Here is a 19,491-nt window from a genome sequence, read left to right as displayed (position 1 = left end):
CGTTATGACTGATGTGCATAATACCGCTACCCGCAGCCGGAATATGGCGGCAATTAAGGGGAAAAATTCCAGGCCTGAAATGCTGGTGCGCCGCAGCCTGCATCAGGCCGGTTTCCGTTACCGGTTGCATGCAGCAGACTTGCCCGGCAAACCGGATCTGGTTTTTCCTAAATATAAAGCCGTTATCTTTATTCAGGGATGTTTCTGGCATCAGCATCAATGTGCCATGTTCCACTGGCCTAAAAGCCGCACCGAATGGTGGCGCCGGAAAATCAGCGCAAACAGGGTTCACGACGAAGCTGTGCAGGACAAGTTGCGTGAGTTGGGCTGGCGGGTGTTACTGGTGTGGGAGTGTGCATTAAAAGGCAAAGCCAGATATAACACTGAACAATTGCTTGAACTTATAAGCGCTTGGTTGCGCGGAGGTAATTCTTTTAGCGAATTACCTCCGTCATAATCATTCAACGTTCTGGATCTGCTCCCGCATCTGCTCAATCAAAACCTTCAGCTCTACCGCCGTATTGGTGATCTCAGTAGAAATTGCCTTGGAAGATAGCGTATTCGCTTCGCGGTTAAATTCCTGCATCATAAAATCGAGCCTGCGGCCGACGGCGCCGCCTTGTTTTAAGCTGTGGCGGGTTTCTTTGATATGAGCGTCGAGGCGGTCGAGCTCTTCGGCCACGTCAGATTTTTGTGCCAGGAAAGCCATTTCTTGTTCCAGGCGGTTATTGTCGATATCTGCTTTGATTTCCTGCAAACGTGTGTGCATTTTGTCGCGTTGCCATTGCAGCGCTTGTGGCAGATGAGTGCGCAGGGTGGCGACGTGGCCGGCAATCTGGTCGAGGCGGTCGCGCAGCATTTGTTCTATAGCAGCGCCTTCGCGGCCACGGCCGGCCTGAAAGTCTTTGAGTGCGATATCAAAACCGGCCAGTAACTCAGCTTGCAGGCTGTCCATGTCGGCTTCCTGGGTTTCCATCACACCTGGCCAGCGCAGAATATCAGCCACATTCAGTTGGGCTTGCGGGCATTTATCCAGCAGTTGCTGCGCCGATTGCAGCAGTTGTGCGGCAAAAGCGTCGTTAATTTTCAGCTCGCCGGTGGCGTTGGCGGCGTTGTAACGCAGGTTAATTTCCAGTTTGCCGCGGTTGAGGTTTTGCCGCAGTTTGTCGCGTAACAGCGTTTCTATGCCACGGAACTGCTCAGGTAACCGAAAATAACTCTCGAGATATCTTTGGTTAACTGAGCGGATTTCCCATACTGCGTTGCCCCAGCTGGCTTTAATTTCGTGGCGGGCGAATGCGGTCATGCTATGGATCATGCAAGTGTCCTTTAAAAAACTACAAAAAACTGAGTATACCCAGAAGCGGCGTAATAGCGAAATTTGTGTTGTTGGCGGCTTGTGTAGTGTCAAAGCCGGCACTAAATGCCGCTTGATTGCTGATGGCTTTGCCGCGCGCAAGCCCCTATAATGTGCGATTGAAATTTCAGCCAACCCAGCATACAGAGGTCCTTCATGCGTCCAAGCGGCAGAACAGCCAGTCAAATTCGTCCTATCAGTTTCACCCGCAACTTTACCGCGCATGCCGAAGGTTCGGTGTTGGTTGAGTTTGGCAATACCAAAGTACTTTGTACCGCTTCTATTGAAGAAGGTGTGCCACGTTTTATGAAAGGACAAGGCAAAGGCTGGATCACCGCCGAATACGGCATGTTGCCACGTGCCACCCACACTCGTAACGATCGCGAAGCTGCCCGTGGTAAACAAAGTGGCCGCACTATGGAAATTCAGCGCCTGATTGGCCGTGCCCTGCGCGCAGCTGTGGATTTATCTTTGCTGGGCGAAAACACTATCACTTTTGACTGTGACGTGATTCAGGCCGACGGGGGCACCCGCACCGCAGCTATTTCCGGTGCTTGTGTGGCTTTATGTGACGCCTTAAGTTTTTTACGCGCCAAAGGCAGCATTAAAACCAACCCACTGAAATATATGGTAGCCGCGGTTTCTGTTGGTATTTATAAAGGCGAAGCAGTAGCCGACCTTGAATACACCGAAGACTCTGCTGCCGACACCGATATGAACGTGGTGATGACCGAAACCGGCAAACTGATTGAAATTCAGGGCACTGCTGAAGCTGAGCCTTTTAGTTTTGAAGAAATGCAGGACATGATGGCGCTGGCCAAAACTGCTATCCGCGAAATTATTGACGAACAAAAACGTGTTTTAGCCTGAGGTGGGAATGAAAGCTTTTCAGATTGAATTTATTGAGTTTGCCCTGAGCCGTCAGGTGCTGAAATTTGGCTCTTTCACTTTGAAATCAGGCCGTACCAGCCCGTATTTTTTTAATGCCGGTTTATTTAATACCGGCGGCGACTTAGCAAAATTAGGCCGTTTTTATGCTGCGGCAGTGCAGGATTCCGGTATTGAATTCGACGTGCTGTTTGGCCCGGCTTATAAAGGTATTCCTATTGCCACTACTACGGCAGTAGCGCTGTTTGATCATCATCAGCGCGACGTGCCTTATTGTTTTAACCGCAAAGAAGCCAAAACCCATGGTGAAGGTGGCAATTTAGTGGGTTCGCCGCTCAATGGCCGTATTTTGCTGGTGGACGATGTGATCACAGCAGGTACTGCCATTCGTGAATCGATGCAGATCATTCAGGCGCAGGGTGCACAGCTTGCCGGTGTGCTGATTGCGCTGGACCGGCAGGAACGTGGTCAGGGCGAATTGTCGGCCATCCAGGAAGTTGAACGCGATTTTGGCACCAAAGTGGTGTCCATTATTGGCCTGAACGACCTGATTAACTACCTGCAGGGTAAACCTGAGCTGGCACAGCATCTGGATGCTGTTACCGCTTACAGAGCACAATACGGTGTAAATATTTAACGCTGTTAAGCTTTTCTTCAGAGAATATTGCGATAACAGCATGGCAGGGGGCAGAGCAACATCAGGCTCTGCTGCCCGTAGCGGCAGTTGACGGCATGGAATAGCGCAGCAGGCATTCAGCAGCGCGGCATGCCGGAATTTTCAGGATCAAGCAGACGGTAACTACAGTGATTAATAAACCTAATGGCAGCGGCTTGGGCCGCGTGCTTAAAGCTACTGAATGTTCACGCAAAGGTTTTGTAGCCGCCTGGCGTTTTGAGGCAGCCTTCCGGCAGGAAGCAGTGCTAGCTATGCTGCTATTGCCTTTGTCTTTTTGGTTGGCACAATCGGCGCAGCACTGGGCTTTGTTGGTGTCGGTGTTATTGCTGGTGTTAATAGTGGAATTGCTCAATTCTGCCATTGAAACCCTGACCGACAGGGTGAGTTTAGAGCGGCATGAATTATCTGGCCGGGCGAAAGATCTGGGCTCTGCTGCAGTGACTTTAAGTCTGACTGTGGTGGCCGTGGTCTGGGGAGTGGCGCTCTGGCAAAAATTTGGCTAAAGCCGTGGTAGCTCTGGCTGTTTTGGTTTTACTGAAACAGACTTTGCCGTAACAAGGCCCATTGAACTGAAAAATGCTGGCTGGGTAAACGACTAAACCCAGAACGGACAAACTGGTGAATTTTTCCTTCACATAGTGCCAGCAATAAATTAGCCAGTTCGCCTTCATCCTGCATAAAACCTTTGCCTTCCCGTAACTTACGTTCGCGCAGGCATTGGCGCAGTTGTAGTTCCAGTTTGTCGAACAACAGCGCCACTCTTTCTCTGAGCCTTTCTTGTTCGCCTTGCAGCGCATCGCCAGTCAGAATGCGGCACATGCCTGGGTTGCGGTCAGCAAACACCAACAACATCTGCAGAATCAGCTCAACCCTTTGTTCGGTTTGTTTATGTTCCTGCAAAATTTTGCTGATAGTGCTGAGCAGTGTTGCTTCAATAAACTCGATTAAACCTTCGAACATCCGGGCTTTGCTGGGAAAGTGCCGGTACAAAGCGGCTTCTGACACACCAACTTCAGCGGCCAGCGCCGCTGTGGTAATACGCTGGCCCGGGTTGTTCTCCAGCATAGCGGCCAGCGCCTGCAGAATTTCATCTTTGCGGTTGCTACTTCGCACCGTGCTCATACTGCGCTCTTATTCATCAGATGTTGTATCTGCTATCAAAACTTTAGTGTTTGCCTGAGTGACCAAAACCACCTTCACCCCTTTCACTTTGGTCAAAATCCAGCACCAGACTGAAATCTGCCTGCACCACCGGCATAAACACCAGCTGCGCAATACGGTCGCCGGGCATGATAGTAAAAGTGTCTGAACCCCGGTTCCAGGTGGAAACCATCAGCTGGCCCTGATAATCCGAGTCAATTAAACCCACCAGATTACCCAGCACAATACCGTGTTTATGGCCTAAACCAGAGCGTGGCAAAATAGTGGCGCATAAATTAGCGTCGCCAATATGAATGGCAATACCTGTTGGAATTAAAAAGGTTTCACCTGGTTTAAGTTCCAGTGGCGCATCTAACAGCGCGCGTAAATCCAGCCCGGCTGAGCCTGGCGTGGCATAAGCAGGCAATGGGTATTCAGTACCGATGCGTGGGTCCAGAATTTTCAGTTCAATGTTTTTTTTCATTTTTTATATTGCTCAACAATTAATTGAATAAGGGCAGTTGCCAGTGTGGTTTTGTCCTGCAAGGCAAGGGATTGCTGCATATGATGGCCGAACACTGTGACAGCATTTTGTTCGCTGTTAAAACCCTGACCTGCCACTGAAACGTCATTGGCACAAATAAGGTCCAGCTTTTTGTTTTGCAGTTTTTGCAGGGCATAAGCCTGGATGTTTTCAGTTTCGGCGGCAAAACCCACGGTAAAAGGGCGCTGGTGCGTTAAAGCTGAAACCTGCGCAATAATGTCGGGGTTTTTCACCAGTTGCAGTGTCAGTTCGTTTTTATCTGCGGTTTTTTTCAGTTTTTGGCCGGAAACTTCAGCCATGCGGTAATCGGCCACTGCGGCGCAGCCAATAAAAATATCGTGCTCCGGTGCCTGCGCAAGTGCTGCCTGACACATCTGCTCTGCGCTCACCACATCAATACGGTTCACAGCTGTTGGTGTTGTCAGTTGCACCGGGCCGCTGATCAAAGTGACTTCAGCGCCAAGTTTGGCGGCAGCGTCTGCCAGCGCAAAACCCATTTTGCCGGAGCTGTGGTTACTGATGTAACGCACCGGGTCTATCGCTTCACGGGTTGGGCCTGCGGTAATGGCAATTTTTAAACCTTTGAATGGTTTAGGCGTTTCATTAAAAAACGCCACGACCAATTCAGCCAGTTGCAGCGGTTCCAGCATGCGGCCCATACCCACATCACCACAAGCTTGTTCACCGGCTGCAGGCCCATAAATGTGAACTTCTCGTGAATTTAAAGTTGCTAAATTAGTCTGGGTAGCTATGTTTTTATACATCTGCTGGTTCATCGCCGGCGCTATCGCCAAAGGTGCATTGGCGGCCAGAATGCAGGTAGTGAGCAAATCGTTGGCCATGCCATGCGTGATGCGGGCAATGACATCGGCCGAGGCAGGCGCCACCAGAATAAAGTCGGCCCAGCGTGCCAGTTCAATATGGCCCATGGCGGCTTCAGCGGCCGGGTCTAACAAAGATTGACCAACAGGGTGGCCGGAGAGCGCTTGTAACGTCAGTGGCGTGATAAATTCGCTGGCGGCCGGTGTCAGGATGACACGCACTTCGGCGCCACGTTCTTTTAAACGCCTGACTAAATCAGCACTTTTATAAGCGGCAATACCGCCGCTGATACCAAGCAGAATGTTTTTGCCATAAAGCGGCAAGGAATTGGCAGCTGTGCTCATGCAATACAGGCCCGGACGTCAAACAACAGGCCGCTAAGATAACACGAACTTCAACTCAAGGACGAGAGCTGATGAGTATCAAAGAATGGCCTTTGGCCGAAAGACCCAGAGAAAAATTACTGGCGCATGGTGCCGCGTCTTTAACAGATGCTGAGCTGTTAGCGGTATTTCTGGGCAATGGGGTAGTTGGGGTGGATGCTTTGGCGTTGGCCCGTGAACTGCTGGGGGAATTTGGCAGTCTGAAGCAGCTGTTTGGTGCCAGTCAGCAAAAATTCTGTAAAAACCGTGGGCTTGGGCTGGCGCGTTATGTCAAAACCCAGGCTGTGCTGGAGCTGTGCCGCCGTTCTTTAGTTGAAGATTTAAAACGTGATGTGGTGTTTACCGAACCTGCACTGGTAAAAAATTATTTGCAGTACAGTTTGGGTATGGAACAACGGGAAGTATTTATGTTGTTGTATTTAGACAGCCAACACCGGCTGATCAAAGCAGAACCACTGTTTTACGGCACAATAGATGCGAGTCCTGTGTATCCGCGTATTGTAGTTCAAAGCGCTTTAGCGCATAATGCCGCCGCCGTTATTTTGGCTCACAATCATCCATCCGGAGTTGCTGAGCCGAGTCGTGCTGACAGAGCAATAACGGAGCGCCTGACCCAAGCTATGGCTTTGGTCGACATTAAGTTATTGGATCACTTTGTGGTCGGCGACGCAGAGGTTATTTCCTTTGCAGAACGCGGCTGGCTTTAAGATCTGATTGGATCGCATACAAGATCGGTTAAATTCAGGGCAGAATTACCTTGAGTTTTTGGCTGGGATCCTGTATAAATTGCGCCCTTTCAGAAATCCGGGGCATTCTTCCAGGCCAGAAGGATGACGATAGCTCGAGCTGAAGTAATTTTGGAGAAACATTGACATGTCTAGAGTGTGCCAAATCACTGGTAAAGGTCCGATGGTAGGTAACCGTCGTTCACACGCCAACAACGCAACTAAGCGCCGTTTCCTGCCTAACCTGCAAACTCACCGTTTCTGGGTTGAAAGCGAAAACCGTTTCGTATCGCTGCGCCTTTCAACGCGCGCTATGCGTATCATCGATAAAAATGGTATCGATGCAGTTTTAGCTGATCTGCGTAAGCAAGGTCAAAAGGTTTAAGGAATAGAAAATGCGCGATAAAATTCGTTTAGTTTCTACTGCTGGTACCGGCTTTTTTTATACAACTGATAAAAACAAGCGCACCATGCCAGAAAAAATGGAAATCAAAAAATTCGATCCTAAAGTGCGCAAGCACGTGATTTTCAAAGAAGCGAAAATCAAATAATCGAATAAGCGAAACCCGGCAATTGCCGGGTTTTGTGTTTCTGGCGCCTGCGAATTGCCAGGATTCAATCTGTAAACTTCAAAACTTCAAAACTTCAAAACTTCAAAACTTCAAAACTTCAACCCGCTTTTATAGCGGTGATGCGGGCTGTTATCTGTTGTTGTATTGTGTCGCTATAGCTTCATAACCTGCTGTTGTTTTTATCTTTTGTATCAGCACGCAAATGTTTTCCGCTGAGTTGCTAACTAGGCGGGCTTAACACAATGCATTACACTGCGTTTTTTGCCGGTTGAAGGGATATTTGATGGCACTTAGCCGACGTGACTGGAACAATATTATTATTTTTGCCGTGCTGGCGCTGATGTTGCTGTTTTATATAGTGCCGCAGCAATTGGCTTTATTAAAACAGCAGCAGCCTCTGAGTGAAAAAGTGGTTCCTGCAGGTGTTCCCTTGGTGCAGTTGCAGTTTACTCAGACCAATGTGCAACAAGCCGGTGTGGTGTGGCATTTTCAGCCGCAGCTGCAAAGTAGCAACAGCGCGGCGGAAATAGCCAGCGCCTGGCAACAGCTGGAACTGCAAGCTGAAGTAAATCCACCACAAATCGACAGTCAACCGATAGAACGGGTGGTGGTATTATTGGCTGGTGCCGACAGTGCCCAGCATTGGTGGTTATTTCAATATCAGCAGCAATATTATTTGCAGCGTCAGGGGCAGGCCACTTTCTACCCTTTAACAGATAGCCAGTATCAGCAGCTGTTTGTGCAGCCTGTCGCTAAGCCACAGTGAGTCAGATAAATGCCAGAATTACCAGAAGTTGAAGTCTCCCGCTTAGGCATCAGCCCACATTTGCAAGGCCGGGTGTTAAAGCAGGTGTTGGTGCGTCAGCGTCAGTTACGCTGGTTAGTGCCGGATGAAGTGGTAGCCTTGCAAAACGAGCCGATTTTGGGCGTGTCGCGCCGTGCCAAGTATCTGCTTATGCATTTAAAACAAGGCGATATCCTTATTCATCTGGGCATGTCCGGCAATTTAAAAATGTTGCCATCAGCAACGCCCCCGGGCAAACATGACCATGTTGACTGGGTGCTGGATAACCAGACTTTATTACGACTGAATGATACCCGCCGTTTTGGTGCTGTGTTATGGCAAGCCAAAGGTGAGCTACATCCGATGTTGTCAGCCCTTGGCCCTGAACCTCTGACCGATGCTTTTACGGCAGAGCATTTACACTTGTGTTGCCTAAAACGCGGCAGCGCTATCAAACTGGTGTTAATGGATAACCATGTGGTAGTTGGGGTAGGCAATATTTACGCCAACGAAGCTTTGTTTAAAGCCGGTATTTTACCAACAAGATCTGCCAATAGCCTGACTCTGGCAGAATGTGCGGTCCTCACCGAAGTGGTAAAACAAACGCTGCAGTTTGCTATTACCCAGGGCGGCACTACGTTAAAAGACTTCAGTCAGGTGGATGGCAAACCCGGTTATTTTAAGCAGGAACTGTTGGTGTACGGACGGGGCGGCGAAGAGTGCCTGCGCTGTGACACTGAACTGCGCGAAATAAGGCTTGGGCAACGCAGCACAGTGTATTGCCCTGATTGCCAGCGTTAACCAGTCACAGTGTTTACGATTTTCTGATAGTTAACCATTCAAGTTATCTGTTGATTGTGACCTGTTAAAAGTTAGCCGACTGCTTTAAAACTCTTTTTTAGCAATAAAACGCCAGCGCCAGCCTGACAATTCCGGGTTGTCTGTGACGGGTTTTGATAAATCTATACTAATAATGCTGCCACGACTGGCATGGCTTGGCAGCAACCTTAACCCAATGCCATAACCGTATAAACGACCATTATCCAGTTCAACCTGCTGATCCGGATTGTCCCAGGCGCGGCCGGCATCGACAAAAGCGGCAATGGCCACATCAAATAACTGATACACATGCCAGGGCGTAATGTAACGGTATTCAGTGCTGGCGATAATGGCTTTATCTCCTGTTTGATAATACAGCGGGAAAGCACGCATACCTTCGTCACCGCCAATGGCAATACGCTCATCCCGAAACAGATTTTTACCCAGAGCTACCCTTAACTGACTCAGCCAAACCTGATTATCACTCAGATGTCTTATATACCTGAGCTGACTGTCCCACAATTGTTGTTTGGGCAGTTCATTTGCGTGTAACTGATGAAAGTTGCTGTCCAGCACCAGCCAGCTGTGTTGATCGACAGACCAGGTTTTGTTGAGGGAAAGCTGATATTGCCAACCGGAACTGTAAGCGCCAAGGCTGGTGCTCAGCGCCGCGACTCTGGCGCTGAATTGCCAACCAAAATTAATATCCTCCACTTTATTAAACAGATAAAAGTTATGTAGTTTCTGGTAGTCGGATTCAAACCACTCAAAACCAAGCCAAATTTGGGATAAGTCCCTGTCTGCTGGTGGTGGCAGTGTGGAATATTCATTGGCGTTAAAGTGGCGGTCATCCAGTTTGACGCCGACGCTAAACCGTTGCACTCTGTTGTCTTGTTGGCTGATTTTCCAGCCACTGTCCAGTGCCAGATATTGCACTTTACTTTGGTATTCGTTGTAAACGTCGCCACGCTGATACTCACTGATATCTTTGATGTCTTTAAAAACTTCAAAACCAAAAGTCCAGTCGGTGCTGAGCTGATAAAAAGGTTTGTTGAGCCGGAACTGATAAGTTTCGCCATCAGAGTTGTCTGCATATTGCAGGGCAGTTTGCCAGTAGCTGCCAAAGATATTGGGGGATAAAAACCGGGTTTTGTAACCATTTCGTTCACTGTCGCTGAAATACTCCACCATCAGTTGATTGCCGGTACCCCATAAATTATCTTCAGCAAAACCCAGATTAGTTTTGGTTTCGCCACCTTCATGGCCTAGGGACAGTTTGGGTAATAAGGACCAGTTATCCCAACTGCTGACATTAACCACCACAGTGCCAGTGTCAGGGCAATATTGGCTGACTTTTACTTCAGCATGGCGCAGATAACGGCGGCTGCGTAATAACCTTTCGGTTTCATCCAGCAAAGCAGGATCGAGCCGCTGGCCGGCCTGAAACAATAAATCGTCACGAATTGTCTGGTCGCTGGTGATGACATGGTATTCGTTGGCCAGATGATGAAACCAGACCACATGACGTTTTTTGAGATCAAAAATATCGTTACGCTGCAGTTCAATAGCAGCGATAACCCAATTTTTAGCTTCTGCCGGCAGAGGTTGTGTTGTACTGACTGCAATACAGTCAGCCGCCTGACTTTGGCAACAGCTGAGTAGCAGCAATGCAGTGATTCGTCTGATCATTCTTGTTTATCCTCACAAACTGCATCAGAGGTTAGTCCATCATATCAGCGCTTAGTTTATCTTGTGGTTTTTCTTATAAAAAAAGCAAGAAATATCAAAGTGGTGGGAAGAGCTCTGCTAAGAGTTTAGCAGAGCAAAGCAGCAGATTTTATTGTTCGGCTTTTTTTAACGACTTTAGCAAGGCCACCTGAGAAGGGCTGAGCCGGATCACACTACCCGGATACGCCTGACCGGCAGGATAGTCCCAGTCTTTTGGCCTCGATTCGGCCACAACTTCTTTAAAGCTGTTACATACTTTGACCGACGGTTTGTCGCCCAGTTTTTTGGCATAAGCTTGTAAATATTCGTTTGTGACCCCTTCATTGGCCAATAAACAATAACCTTCAGTGGAATACACCACTTCTTCATTATCTTGTGCGACCACCGAAGTTGTGGTCAGTAATACTGTCATCACCCAAAGATACAGACTTTTTTTCATGTTTTTCCTCTGCTTAGTCATTCACGCCTGAGCGGCGTTGTTTTAAAGCTAGCTGAGTTTCAGCCAAGTGCCAGCCGCGCAGTTTAAGCCCCTTTGTGGTGCTGTTATTGCACCTGTGCTGAAAAGCCGATACACTGCCGCCGCAAAACCAAGGGGTGCGAAAGCTGAGATGCCGCAAGGCAAACCCTAAGAACCTGATCCGGATCATGCCGGCGGAGGGATGGTGTCTTTGACTTCCTTATACGCAGATGATCCATTTTTCTCTTTGGAGTCGTCTGCTGATGCGTCTGAAATCTGCTGTATCTTTGCTTTCTTTTGCCATTTCTTCTGCGCTGCTGGCGCCTTTTTCTTATGCCAACGAGGCTGAACAAAGCATTGAACGCCTGAGCGTGCACGGCGATTTTCGCCAGTCGTCGGTACAGCAGTTACCTGGCAGTGTGGCACTGATTTCCGAGCAGGACATTAAACGTCAACACGCCCAACATCTGGACGATGTACTGCAACAACTGGGCAATGTAAATTTTGCCGCCGGCGCCTCCCGTGGCCGTTACCTGCAAATGCGTGGTATTGGCGAACGTAGTGAGTTTGTTGATAGCATTAACCCTTCAGTCGGCGTCTTGGTCGACGGTATCGATTATTCAGCCTTGGGTTTGTCGTCTTTGCTGGATGTGCAGCAGCTGGAAATTTTCCGCGGTCCTGAAGCCACCCGTTTTGGCGCCAATGCTATGGCAGGTATAGTGAATTTTGTCAGCGGCGAACCGCTGTTTGAACAAAGCACCAGCCTGGCGGCAAGTCTTGCCAACTACCACAGCAGCCAGCTGAGTCTGGTGCACAACAATTTTTTATCCGACAAATTTGCTTTTCGTCTGGCGGCAGAACATCAATCTTCTGATGGTTTTATTAACAATGCCTTTTTAAACCGGGATGACACCAACAATATTGATGAAAATCAGTTGCATACTAAGTTTCGTTATTTAGTGTCAGCAGATTTAACGCTGGACGCTGTGCTGAATATGCACGATATCAACAATGGTTATGATGCTTTTTCACTGGATAGAAACAGAACCACGTTGTCGGACGAACCGGGGCAGGATAAACAGGATATCGCCGCCGGTATGCTTAAAGCCCGTTATACCGGCTGGCAGTTTGCTGAGTCTGTCACCCAGTTCAGTGTACTGCATGCTGACAGCGACTATGGTTATGACGAAGACTGGAGTTTTCAGGGCATTCACCCTGATGGTTATGCCACCACAGATCAATACCTGCGCGAGCGGCAAAATTACAGCCTGGACCATCGTTTTGTCGCGCTGGATCAAAGCTGGGTCAGCGGCTTTTATCTCAGCACACAACAAACCGATTTAAACCGCAACTATGGCGACTCATTTGCCGGTGAAATGTATCCATTTTTCAGTGAGCTGAAACGGCAGAACGTCGCCTGGTATCTGGAAAGCCAGCATCAGCTGGCTACACAAGTGAAACTAACGGGCGGGCTCAGAGCTGAACGTTATCAGGATGATTATCAGGACTCTAACCTGATAGTGCAGGATGGTGATGACTGGATGTGGGGTGGCAAGTTAAGTCTGGATTATCAGCTGACACCACAAAGTATGCTGTATCTGCTGGGTTCCCGTGGTTATAAAGTAGGGGGTATTAACGGTGAAGCTCTGGCCAAAGCTCAGGATCCAAAAAACAGCAGCATTGCAGATTTTTTAAAACGCTATCCAACCTTTGCCCCTGAAACTTTGTGGAATGCTGAGTTTGGCGTAAAAGCCGCTACAGCCGAACAACAGTTGGTAAGCCGTGTTGCTGCTTTTTATATGTGGCGTGACGATATGCAGGTCAATGGCTGGGTGAATCGTGGCACTAAGTTTATTGGTTATTTAAGCAATGCCGGTAGTGGCCGTAACTATGGTATTGAAATGGAAAACCGCTTGCAGCTGCTGCCAGAGCTGGTGCTTTTTGCCAACGCCAGTGTACTGCAAAGCGAAATCCGTGATTTTGTCACAGAGCAGGGTGTAGATCAGACTGGCCGTGAACAAGCGCATGCGCCGGATTTTCAATACAGTCTGGCACTGGAATGGGCCCTGCTGGATAACCTGCAGCTGAACACTGGCTTGCAACATAAAGCCGGGTATTTTTATTCAGATTCCCACACTGCCAAGGCAGACAATATGACGTTGCTGAATCTGAAACTGAGTTATCAGCTGGATGCGCTGGAGCTGGCGCTGTGGAGCCGCAATGCGCTGGATGAAGAATATACTGTACGTGGTTTTTATTTTGGCAACGATCCGCGGGATGGTTATGCAGACCATGTGTATGAACAGTTTGGTGAACCACGCCGTGTGGGCATCAGTGCCAGTTACCAATTTTAAGGAATAAGCGCCATGCAACTTTCTATTGAAATCAGTAAATACCCGCTGACCGCTGAATATATCGAACCTATTGTTGGTTTTATTGCTGAGCTCAACCGTGAACCAGGGCTTATTGTGGTGACCAATACTATGAGCACCCAGGTGTTTGGTGAATACGACACTGTGATGGCGGCGCTGCAACGTTGTATTAAATGGTCGTTTGAACACTATGGCAAAGTAGTGTTTGTGGTGAAGTTTATTCATGGTGATTTAAGGCCATGAATGAGCTGGTAAGCGGCATTCTTGCTGGCTGGCAACTGCAAACCAGCATTGAATTGCTGGCAACTGTGCTGGCGCTGGCTTATACAGTGCTGGCCATTCGTCACAGTTTATGGTGTTGGCCTGCTGCTTTGATCAGCACCTTGCTGACATTGCAAATTATGCTGCAATCTCAACTGTTTACCGACGCTTTGTTGCAGCTGTATTATGCCGCTATGGCCTTGTATGGCTGGTGGAACTGGCAGAAAATGCGCCGGCACAGCCATGGCGTGCCGCAAACTGTGGTGGAATGGCGGCTGTCGCAACACCTATTGCTGATAGGCGCTACCTTCAGCACCGGTCTGTTGCTTGGTTTTTTAATGGCTAACTACACCAGCACTGACTTTGCCTATCTTGGTGCTCAGGTCAGTTGTTTTGCCGTGGTCAGCACCTGGCTGGTGGCAAAAAAAGTGGTGTCGAACTGGTTGTACTGGGTAGTGATTGATGCAGTGTCTATTTATATCTATCTGCAAAAAGATTTGTATTTTTTCAGTGCACTTTTTGTTATTTATACCGTCATCGCAGCGGTAGGGTACCTGGCATGGCGCAGCAGCTATCAAGTTCAACAGAACAACAAATCTGGCATCTGTGTCAGCGGTTAGAGTTTTTTGCCAATCATCTGCCATTGGCGTTGCAAAAGCTCGCCACCAGCAGTACCAACGATAACTATTATATCCACACCCAGCGTGGTCATTATTTACTTAGGCATTACGCCCCTTTTGTGGAAGGGGTTTGCCGGCAGCAGGAATTGCGTTGTCAACATGCAGCAGCTGCTGTTGGGGTAGCGCCTGCGCCACTGTGCCTGAACAACCATCAGCGGATGCTGGTCAGTGAGTTTTTAACCCGTAGCCGCCATTTTGACTGGCAGCTGCATCATGGTGAGCTGATGCAGCTGGTGGAAAAACTGGTGCGTTTACACCGGCTCACAGTACAAACGCCTGAGCTACAGCCGCTGCCTTATCTGCAGCAATTGTATGACGCGGTGCCCTTTGATAGTCAGCATTTGCTGGACCCACAGATTTTTGCCTTGTTGTTGCAGACAGCCGGCGATTTTACCAACTTGCCGGCAGATATAGTGCTTTGTCATATGGATTTACACAGCGGCAATATTTTATTGCAACAACAACGTATCTGGTTGATTGACTTTGAATATTGCCAGCGTGCTGACAGCAGTTTTGATTTGGCGGCTTTGTCGCTGAATTTGCAAATGAATAGCGCTGAAGAGTTGGCTATGCTGGAATTTTATCTGCAGTACAGGCCACAGGCGAACACGGGTTTAACTGAAAGGTTAAGGCTGGCAAAAAGTTTATATAGCGGATTTTGTTGGTTATGGTATCTGACCCTGCCCGATAGCAGAGGTAAAGCGGAGCAGGCGCTGAACAAACTGCGGCAGTTGTTGCTGCCGCAGCGCTGAGTGTTCAGATCCCGCCAAGACGTTCAGCAAGAGTTTTGTACCTTTTTACATCATCCTGTTCAAACAGAGGTTTGCCGTTTGCGTCTTTACCTGCTGCGACCAGTAAATTTTCCCGTGCCAGTCGTTCTACCCGAATTTCCTGAATTGCCAGAAAAGCGGCAACTTCAGCTACTGTCATTAATGCCATGATCATGTCTCTACGTTATTGAGCTTTATAATATAAGCCTAAAATTTGGTATTTGTGAATAGCTTATAACTGTCTGATGCTATTGGATGTTGATCGTTTCCGCAGCTTTTTGTCAATTGGGCGCAAAGGCTAGAGCATTTGTATGCACTGTGTTAACTTTTGGTGTCTTAAAAGCAGTAACTGTATGAAGCACACTAACAAGAGAACTAACTATGCTAAAACTAATACCGGCCTTATGCTCTGGCATGATGGTGTTTGGGGTGATGCAAATGGCGTGGGCTGATACCGCAGCCCCTGTTGCTGCACAAAAACCTTACCAGGTGAAATCACCTCATGGTGACAGAACCGATCCTTATTATTGGTTACGTGACGATAAACGTCAGGCGCCTGAGGTGTTGTCGTATCTCAACGCAGAAAACCAATATTATCAACAGCATGCTGCCAAATATGCGGAGTTGAACAAACAGCTGGCGGACGAAATTATCGGCCGCGTGAAGCAGGATGACAGTGCGGTACCTGCGGTTAAAGGCGACTATTCATATTACAGCCGTTTTGAAAGTGGCAAACAATATCCTATTTTTGCCCGTAAACCTAAAGCCGGTGGCGCTGAACAAATTATGCTCGACGTCAATAAAATGGCCGAAGGCAAAGACTTTTATCAAATCAGCAATTATCAGGTCAGTCCCGACCAGCAGCTGATTGCTTATGCCGAAGATACCTCAGGCCGTCGTAATTACAATCTGAAAATTCGTGATTTACGCACAGGGAAAGATTTGCCTGATTTGCTGACCGGCATGGATGCATCTCTTGCCTGGTCTGCCGACAGTAAGGCTCTGTTTTACATTGAAAAAGACAAGCAAACTTTACTTGGCAACAAAGTAAAACGCCATCAGCTTGGTCAGGACAACAGCAAAGATGAACTGTTGTATGAAGAAAAAGACAGCAGTTTTTATATGGGTGTTGGCAACAGTGCTGATGATCAGTTTGTGGTCATTGCGCTTGGTAGCACAGTGTCCAATGAAATGCTGGTGCTGAAAAGTGATGACGCTTCAGGCAAATTCCGCAGTATAGCGCCGCGTCAGCGCGATTTTAAATATGAAGTTGAGCATATTGGCAACCGCTGGGTGATTAAGACCGACTGGGACGCTCCTAATTATCGTTTGATGACAGTGGCAGAAGATCAGATCGGAGATCGCAGTCGCTGGCAGCCTTTACTTGCGCATGACTCAAAAGTGTTTATCGAGTCTTTTCAACTGTTTAAAGATTATATTGCCGTTAATGAACGCAATGACGGTTTAAATAAAGTCCGTATCATGCCTTGGGCTGATCTGGCAAAAGCCCGTTATATCGACTCTGGTGAACCTGCTTATGTGGCTTATACCAATGTAAATTATCAGCAGGATACAGAATGGTTGCGTTACAGCTATACCTCTTTAACCACGCCGGCATCAATTTATGAAATGAATATGCGCACCGGCGAAAAACGGCTGTTAAAAGAGCAGGAAGTGCTGGGCGGTTTTGATAAAAACAATTACCAGACCGAGCGGGTTTGGGCCACTGCAAAAGACGGTACCAAAATTCCGGTCAGCCTGTTGTATAAAAAAGGCCTGAAAAAAGACGGCACTGCACCTTTGTATCAATATGCCTACGGCTCTTACGGCAGCTCCAGCAGTCCAAGCTTCAGGGCGCCGGTATTGTCATTGGTTGACCGGGGTTTTGTTTATGCCATTGCCCATATCAGGGGCGGTCAAGAGATGGGTCGGCATTGGTATGAAAACGGTAAACTGCTGAAAAAAATCAATACTTTCACCGATTTTATAGATGTAACCGATTATCTGGTGGCAGAAAAATATGCCGCTAAAGATAAAGTGTTTGCGATGGGCGGCAGTGCCGGTGGTTTATTAATGGGCGCAATAGCCAATATGGCGCCGGAAAAATACCGTGGCATTCTGGCTCATGTGCCTTTTGTTGATGTGGTAACCACTATGCTGGATGAGTCTATCCCATTGACCACCAATGAGTTTGACGAGTGGGGCAATCCAAAACAAAAAGCATTTTATGACTATATGTTGTCTTATTCACCTTATGATCAGGTGAAAAAGCAGGCATATCCGGCCATTTTGGTGACCACAGGTTTACATGACTCTCAGGTGCAATATTTTGAGCCCGCTAAATGGGTAGCCAAATTACGCACCCATAAAACCGATAAAAACCCGCTGTTGTTCCGTACCAATATGGAAGCGGGTCACGGTGGTAAGTCGGGGCGTTTTTCCCGTCTGACCGAAATAGCCGATGAATATGCTTTTGTCTTGTCGCTGTTGGCAACGCCTTAATCAGCGCGGCTGAACAAGCTTTTTATAACGCCTGCATCCTGCAGGCGTTTTTGTTTTTGGCCGCGATCGCCATTGTGCCGGACAAGAGGTCTGGAGCGGGACAAATGTTAGCGTTGTTTTAGCGGTAAATTTCAGGCTTGGAATTGAGGTTAAATTTTCCGGCGTTTATCTTATTTCTATGCTTTGTTCATCTGGCTGTCATGGACATTCTGGAGTGAACTCGGTATAAGAATCTGACATAGATAGCATTTTTGAGCATTTAGCCCATTTTTACCCGCTCAGACCAAGGCAGTGTTGCTAAGGTGCGCTATCTTTGAACGGACAGAACATCATTCTGTTTCGCTGATATTCATAATAAAAACTATGGGTACAAGGTATGAAAGCATCTGGCACAGCGCTCGCCATCTATAACAATTTCCTCGGTCAGTCTCCCAACTGGTACAAACTAACCATCATTGCATTTTTGTTTATCAACCCACTGGTGTTTATCAACCATCCTTATCTGGCCGGTTGGATGCTGGTGATTGAATTTATCTTCACGCTGGCGATGGCACTGAAGTGTTATCCATTATTGCCAGGTGGTTTGTTGGCGATTCAGGCCATTGCCATGGGCATGACCAGTACCAACAAAGTGATGCACGAAGTGACGATGAATATTGAGGTTATTTTGTTGCTGGTGTTTATGGTGGCAGGCATTCACTTTGTCAAAGACCTGCTGCTTTTTGTGTTCACTAAACTGTTGATCCGGGTTCGCTCAAAAATTGGTATCTCTTTGGCTTTTACTTTTATGGCCGCTTTTTTATCCGCTTTCCTTGATGCCTTAACAGTAGTGGCAGTGGTGATTGCGGTAGGCGTTGGCTTTTATGCCATTTACCATAAAATCTCGTCGGGTAAAGGTTTTATCGACCCCCATGATCATAGTGTGGATACCGAAGTTGCCGAACTCTCGCGAGCCGATCTGGATGCGTTTCGTGGATTTTTGCGTAACTTGTTGATGCATGCCGGTGTGGGTACTGCAATGGGCGGCGTGTCTACTATGGTAGGTGAACCACAAAACCTGATTATTGCCGCTGCAGTGGGTTGGGATTTTGCCGAATTTGCTTTGCGGATGTGTGCTGTTTCGGCGCCAGTGCTGGTATTTGGTTTATTGACCACTGTGGTGGTTGAAAAATTCCGGATTTTTGATTTTGGTGTGCGTTTACCTGTTGCTGTGCAGGAAGTACTGCTTGCTTATGATAAATATCAGACCGCCAAAATTACTTCTTCTGACATTGCAAAGTTATGGGTACAAGGCATTATTGCCGTGCTGCTGATCCTTTGCCTGAGCCTGCATATTGCTTCTGTTGGTTTAATTGGTCTGATGGTGATTATTCTGGCAACCACTTTCTGTGGTGTGACGGATGAACATGCCATTGGTCATGCTTTTAAAGAAGCCTTGCCTTTTACTGCGTTGTTGGTGGTGTTTTTTGCCATAGTGGCGGTGATTATTGATCAGCATTTATTTGCGCCTGTGATTGCCTGGGTGCTGACCTTTGATGGTCAGCTGCAATTGGCGATGTTGTTCCTGGCGAACGGTGCTTTGTCTATGGTGAGTGACAATGTGTTTGTCGGCACTGTGTATATCAATGAAGTGAAAGCGGCCTGGGAAGCCGGGCGCATCAGCCGCGAGCAGTTCGAGTTGTTGGCCATTGCCATTAATACCGGTACTAACCTGCCAAGCGTGGCAACACCAAACGGTCAGGCAGCATTTTTATTCTTGCTGACCAGTGCTTTAGCACCGCTGATTCGTTTGTCTTACGCCAAAATGGTTTGGATGGCCATTCCTTATACTATCGTTTTAACCGTTGTCGGTCTGGTCAGCACAGTGCTGATTTTGCCTGAGGTTACGCATTGGTTTTATGACATTGGCTGGATACATCATTATGTGCCGGGCGCCACTGCTGTTCCGGCTCACTAAGTCTGCAAATGACGGGGTTTTATCGCAAATAAAACCCCGTTTATCTGGAGTTTA

Annotated in this window: 22 protein-coding genes and 1 riboswitch; of the genes, 15 read left to right on the top strand and 7 right to left on the bottom strand. The window is 47.9% G+C overall.

What is annotated here, in order from left to right; genetic code table 11:
• Nucleotides 1–4 precede the first annotated feature (4 nt).
• A complete protein-coding gene (locus RCH83_RS05650) occupies nucleotides 5–457 on the top strand; it encodes a very short patch repair endonuclease (RefSeq protein WP_306519897.1) in 453 nt (150 codons plus the stop codon).
• On the opposite strand, the gene RCH83_RS05645 is transcribed toward RCH83_RS05650, so the two are convergent.
• Nucleotides 458–1,306 carry a YicC/YloC family endoribonuclease gene (locus RCH83_RS05645; RefSeq protein ID WP_306519895.1) on the bottom strand — a complete coding sequence of 283 codons (849 nt, stop codon included), beginning with the start codon at nucleotides 1,304–1,306 and terminating at the stop codon, nucleotides 458–460.
• 207 nt (nucleotides 1,307–1,513) lie between these two features.
• Here RCH83_RS05645 and rph point away from each other — a divergent pair, with 207 nt between their 5' ends.
• The 3 genes from rph to RCH83_RS05630 all read left to right on the top strand — a co-directional run bounded on the left by rph (nucleotide 1,514) and on the right by RCH83_RS05630 (nucleotide 3,424).
• Nucleotides 1,514–2,227, top strand: coding sequence for a ribonuclease PH (gene rph / locus RCH83_RS05640; protein ID WP_260657001.1), 714 nt, complete (start codon nucleotides 1,514–1,516; stop codon nucleotides 2,225–2,227).
• Between the two features lie 7 nt (nucleotides 2,228–2,234).
• Nucleotides 2,235–2,882, top strand: coding sequence for an orotate phosphoribosyltransferase (pyrE, locus tag RCH83_RS05635; protein WP_306519893.1), 648 nt, complete (start codon nucleotides 2,235–2,237; stop codon nucleotides 2,880–2,882).
• A 167-nt stretch (nucleotides 2,883–3,049) separates the two neighbouring features.
• On the top strand, nucleotides 3,050–3,424 hold the full coding sequence (locus tag RCH83_RS05630; RefSeq protein ID WP_373689748.1) for a diacylglycerol kinase: 375 nt from the start codon (nucleotides 3,050–3,052) through the stop codon (nucleotides 3,422–3,424).
• Nucleotides 3,425–3,452: 28 nt separating this feature from the next.
• Here the strand turns inward: RCH83_RS05630 and slmA are convergent, their stop codons facing one another.
• From slmA to coaBC, 3 genes are read right to left on the bottom strand one after another with little or no spacing between them, the layout of a single operon-like run.
• Nucleotides 3,453–4,043 (bottom strand): nucleoid occlusion factor SlmA, encoded by a 591-nt coding sequence (slmA, locus tag RCH83_RS05625; RefSeq protein WP_306519891.1) that lies wholly within the window; start codon nucleotides 4,041–4,043, stop codon nucleotides 3,453–3,455.
• A 43-nt stretch (nucleotides 4,044–4,086) separates the two neighbouring features.
• Complete coding sequence (dut, locus tag RCH83_RS05620; protein ID WP_306519889.1) at nucleotides 4,087–4,545, bottom strand: dUTP diphosphatase; 459 nt, start codon at nucleotides 4,543–4,545, stop codon at nucleotides 4,087–4,089.
• Nucleotides 4,542–5,771, bottom strand: coding sequence for a bifunctional phosphopantothenoylcysteine decarboxylase/phosphopantothenate--cysteine ligase CoaBC (coaBC, locus tag RCH83_RS05615; RefSeq protein WP_306519887.1), 1,230 nt, complete (start codon nucleotides 5,769–5,771; stop codon nucleotides 4,542–4,544). Before coaBC ends, dut begins: the two co-directional genes overlap by 4 nt.
• Before the next feature lie 71 nt (nucleotides 5,772–5,842).
• Here coaBC and radC point away from each other — a divergent pair, with 71 nt between their 5' ends.
• The 5 genes from radC (at nucleotide 5,843) to mutM (ending at nucleotide 8,692) form a co-directional block, all read left to right on the top strand.
• The gene (gene radC, locus RCH83_RS05610; protein WP_306519885.1) at nucleotides 5,843–6,517 is read left to right on the top strand and encodes a DNA repair protein RadC; all 675 of its coding nucleotides are present in this window, start codon (nucleotides 5,843–5,845) and stop codon (nucleotides 6,515–6,517) included.
• 166 nt (nucleotides 6,518–6,683) lie between these two features.
• Nucleotides 6,684–6,920 carry a 50S ribosomal protein L28 gene (gene rpmB, locus RCH83_RS05605; protein ID WP_260657007.1) on the top strand — a complete coding sequence of 79 codons (237 nt, stop codon included), beginning with the start codon at nucleotides 6,684–6,686 and terminating at the stop codon, nucleotides 6,918–6,920.
• A 10-nt stretch (nucleotides 6,921–6,930) separates the two neighbouring features.
• Entirely contained in the window at nucleotides 6,931–7,086 is a 156-nt protein-coding gene (rpmG, locus tag RCH83_RS05600) for a 50S ribosomal protein L33 (RefSeq protein ID WP_068067767.1), read from the top strand.
• 304 nt (nucleotides 7,087–7,390) lie between these two features.
• Nucleotides 7,391–7,873: a hypothetical protein gene (locus RCH83_RS05595; protein ID WP_306519882.1), complete on the top strand. Its 483-nt coding sequence runs from the start codon at nucleotides 7,391–7,393 to the stop codon at nucleotides 7,871–7,873.
• A 9-nt stretch (nucleotides 7,874–7,882) separates the two neighbouring features.
• Nucleotides 7,883–8,692: a bifunctional DNA-formamidopyrimidine glycosylase/DNA-(apurinic or apyrimidinic site) lyase gene (gene mutM, locus RCH83_RS05590; protein ID WP_306519880.1), complete on the top strand. Its 810-nt coding sequence runs from the start codon at nucleotides 7,883–7,885 to the stop codon at nucleotides 8,690–8,692.
• Nucleotides 8,693–8,776: 84 nt separating this feature from the next.
• Here the strand turns inward: mutM and RCH83_RS05585 are convergent, their stop codons facing one another.
• Nucleotides 8,777–10,399, bottom strand: coding sequence for a BamA/TamA family outer membrane protein (locus RCH83_RS05585; RefSeq protein ID WP_306519878.1), 1,623 nt, complete (start codon nucleotides 10,397–10,399; stop codon nucleotides 8,777–8,779).
• A 148-nt stretch (nucleotides 10,400–10,547) separates the two neighbouring features.
• Complete coding sequence (locus RCH83_RS05580; protein ID WP_306519876.1) at nucleotides 10,548–10,877, bottom strand: hypothetical protein; 330 nt, start codon at nucleotides 10,875–10,877, stop codon at nucleotides 10,548–10,550.
• Nucleotides 10,878–11,018: 141 nt separating this feature from the next.
• A riboswitch (TPP riboswitch) is annotated at nucleotides 11,019–11,115 on the top strand.
• 43 nt (nucleotides 11,116–11,158) lie between these two features.
• Here RCH83_RS05580 and RCH83_RS05575 point away from each other — a divergent pair.
• Genes RCH83_RS05575 through RCH83_RS05560 form a run of 4 tightly spaced genes read left to right on the top strand, consistent with a single transcriptional unit; the run spans nucleotide 11,159 to nucleotide 14,960 of the window.
• The gene (locus RCH83_RS05575; protein WP_306519874.1) at nucleotides 11,159–13,249 is read left to right on the top strand and encodes a TonB-dependent receptor; all 2,091 of its coding nucleotides are present in this window, start codon (nucleotides 11,159–11,161) and stop codon (nucleotides 13,247–13,249) included.
• Nucleotides 13,250–13,261: 12 nt separating this feature from the next.
• Nucleotides 13,262–13,510 carry a thiamine-binding protein gene (locus RCH83_RS05570; protein ID WP_306519872.1) on the top strand — a complete coding sequence of 83 codons (249 nt, stop codon included), beginning with the start codon at nucleotides 13,262–13,264 and terminating at the stop codon, nucleotides 13,508–13,510.
• On the top strand, nucleotides 13,507–14,148 hold the full coding sequence (gene pnuC, locus RCH83_RS05565) for a nicotinamide riboside transporter PnuC (protein WP_306519869.1): 642 nt from the start codon (nucleotides 13,507–13,509) through the stop codon (nucleotides 14,146–14,148). The genes RCH83_RS05570 and pnuC overlap by 4 nt, the downstream gene beginning before the upstream one ends.
• Nucleotides 14,088–14,960, top strand: a complete 873-nt coding sequence (locus RCH83_RS05560) for a phosphotransferase family protein (RefSeq protein WP_306519867.1) — start codon at nucleotides 14,088–14,090, stop codon at nucleotides 14,958–14,960. Before pnuC ends, RCH83_RS05560 begins: the two co-directional genes overlap by 61 nt.
• Nucleotides 14,961–14,964: 4 nt before the next feature.
• Here the strand turns inward: RCH83_RS05560 and RCH83_RS05555 are convergent, their stop codons facing one another.
• Nucleotides 14,965–15,147, bottom strand: a complete 183-nt coding sequence (locus RCH83_RS05555) for a helix-turn-helix domain-containing protein (RefSeq protein WP_306519865.1) — start codon at nucleotides 15,145–15,147, stop codon at nucleotides 14,965–14,967.
• 212 nt (nucleotides 15,148–15,359) lie between these two features.
• On the opposite strand from RCH83_RS05555, the gene RCH83_RS05550 reads away from it, so the two are divergent.
• Both RCH83_RS05550 and nhaB read left to right on the top strand, forming a co-directional pair.
• A complete protein-coding gene (locus RCH83_RS05550; protein WP_306519863.1) occupies nucleotides 15,360–17,480 on the top strand; it encodes a S9 family peptidase in 2,121 nt (706 codons plus the stop codon).
• Nucleotides 17,481–17,856: 376 nt separating this feature from the next.
• Nucleotides 17,857–19,437, top strand: a complete 1,581-nt coding sequence (nhaB, locus tag RCH83_RS05545) for a sodium/proton antiporter NhaB (protein WP_306519861.1) — start codon at nucleotides 17,857–17,859, stop codon at nucleotides 19,435–19,437.
• The last annotated feature ends 54 nt before the right edge of the window (nucleotides 19,438–19,491 follow it).

The sequence above is a fragment of the Rheinheimera sp. genome, from assembly GCF_030824435.1.
Classification (GTDB): domain Bacteria; phylum Pseudomonadota; class Gammaproteobacteria; order Enterobacterales; family Alteromonadaceae; genus Pararheinheimera.
The sequence above is the reverse complement of the archived record's forward strand: the minus strand, read 5'-3'. Positions and strand labels throughout refer to the sequence as shown.

Excerpts from the sequence above, each read along its gene's own strand:
- RCH83_RS05650 (WP_306519897.1), top strand. The coding sequence starts at position 5 with ATGACTGATGTGCATAATACCGCTACCCGCAGCCGGAATATGGCGGCA.
- RCH83_RS05645 (WP_306519895.1), bottom strand. The coding sequence starts at position 1,306 with ATGACCGCATTCGCCCGCCACGAAATTAAAGCCAGCTGGGGCAACGCA.
- rph (WP_260657001.1), top strand. The coding sequence starts at position 1,514 with ATGCGTCCAAGCGGCAGAACAGCCAGTCAAATTCGTCCTATCAGTTTC.
- pyrE (WP_306519893.1), top strand. The coding sequence starts at position 2,235 with ATGAAAGCTTTTCAGATTGAATTTATTGAGTTTGCCCTGAGCCGTCAG.
- slmA (WP_306519891.1), bottom strand. The coding sequence starts at position 4,043 with ATGAGCACGGTGCGAAGTAGCAACCGCAAAGATGAAATTCTGCAGGCG.
- dut (WP_306519889.1), bottom strand. The coding sequence starts at position 4,545 with ATGAAAAAAAACATTGAACTGAAAATTCTGGACCCACGCATCGGTACT.
- coaBC (WP_306519887.1), bottom strand. The coding sequence starts at position 5,771 with ATGAGCACAGCTGCCAATTCCTTGCCGCTTTATGGCAAAAACATTCTG.
- radC (WP_306519885.1), top strand. The coding sequence starts at position 5,843 with ATGAGTATCAAAGAATGGCCTTTGGCCGAAAGACCCAGAGAAAAATTA.
- rpmB (WP_260657007.1), top strand. The coding sequence starts at position 6,684 with ATGTCTAGAGTGTGCCAAATCACTGGTAAAGGTCCGATGGTAGGTAAC.
- rpmG (WP_068067767.1), top strand. The coding sequence starts at position 6,931 with ATGCGCGATAAAATTCGTTTAGTTTCTACTGCTGGTACCGGCTTTTTT.
- RCH83_RS05595 (WP_306519882.1), top strand. The coding sequence starts at position 7,391 with ATGGCACTTAGCCGACGTGACTGGAACAATATTATTATTTTTGCCGTG.
- mutM (WP_306519880.1), top strand. The coding sequence starts at position 7,883 with ATGCCAGAATTACCAGAAGTTGAAGTCTCCCGCTTAGGCATCAGCCCA.
- RCH83_RS05585 (WP_306519878.1), bottom strand. The coding sequence starts at position 10,399 with ATGATCAGACGAATCACTGCATTGCTGCTACTCAGCTGTTGCCAAAGT.
- RCH83_RS05580 (WP_306519876.1), bottom strand. The coding sequence starts at position 10,877 with ATGAAAAAAAGTCTGTATCTTTGGGTGATGACAGTATTACTGACCACA.
- RCH83_RS05575 (WP_306519874.1), top strand. The coding sequence starts at position 11,159 with ATGCGTCTGAAATCTGCTGTATCTTTGCTTTCTTTTGCCATTTCTTCT.
- RCH83_RS05570 (WP_306519872.1), top strand. The coding sequence starts at position 13,262 with ATGCAACTTTCTATTGAAATCAGTAAATACCCGCTGACCGCTGAATAT.
- pnuC (WP_306519869.1), top strand. The coding sequence starts at position 13,507 with ATGAATGAGCTGGTAAGCGGCATTCTTGCTGGCTGGCAACTGCAAACC.
- RCH83_RS05560 (WP_306519867.1), top strand. The coding sequence starts at position 14,088 with ATGGCGCAGCAGCTATCAAGTTCAACAGAACAACAAATCTGGCATCTG.
- RCH83_RS05555 (WP_306519865.1), bottom strand. The coding sequence starts at position 15,147 with ATGGCATTAATGACAGTAGCTGAAGTTGCCGCTTTTCTGGCAATTCAG.
- RCH83_RS05550 (WP_306519863.1), top strand. The coding sequence starts at position 15,360 with ATGCTAAAACTAATACCGGCCTTATGCTCTGGCATGATGGTGTTTGGG.
- nhaB (WP_306519861.1), top strand. The coding sequence starts at position 17,857 with ATGAAAGCATCTGGCACAGCGCTCGCCATCTATAACAATTTCCTCGGT.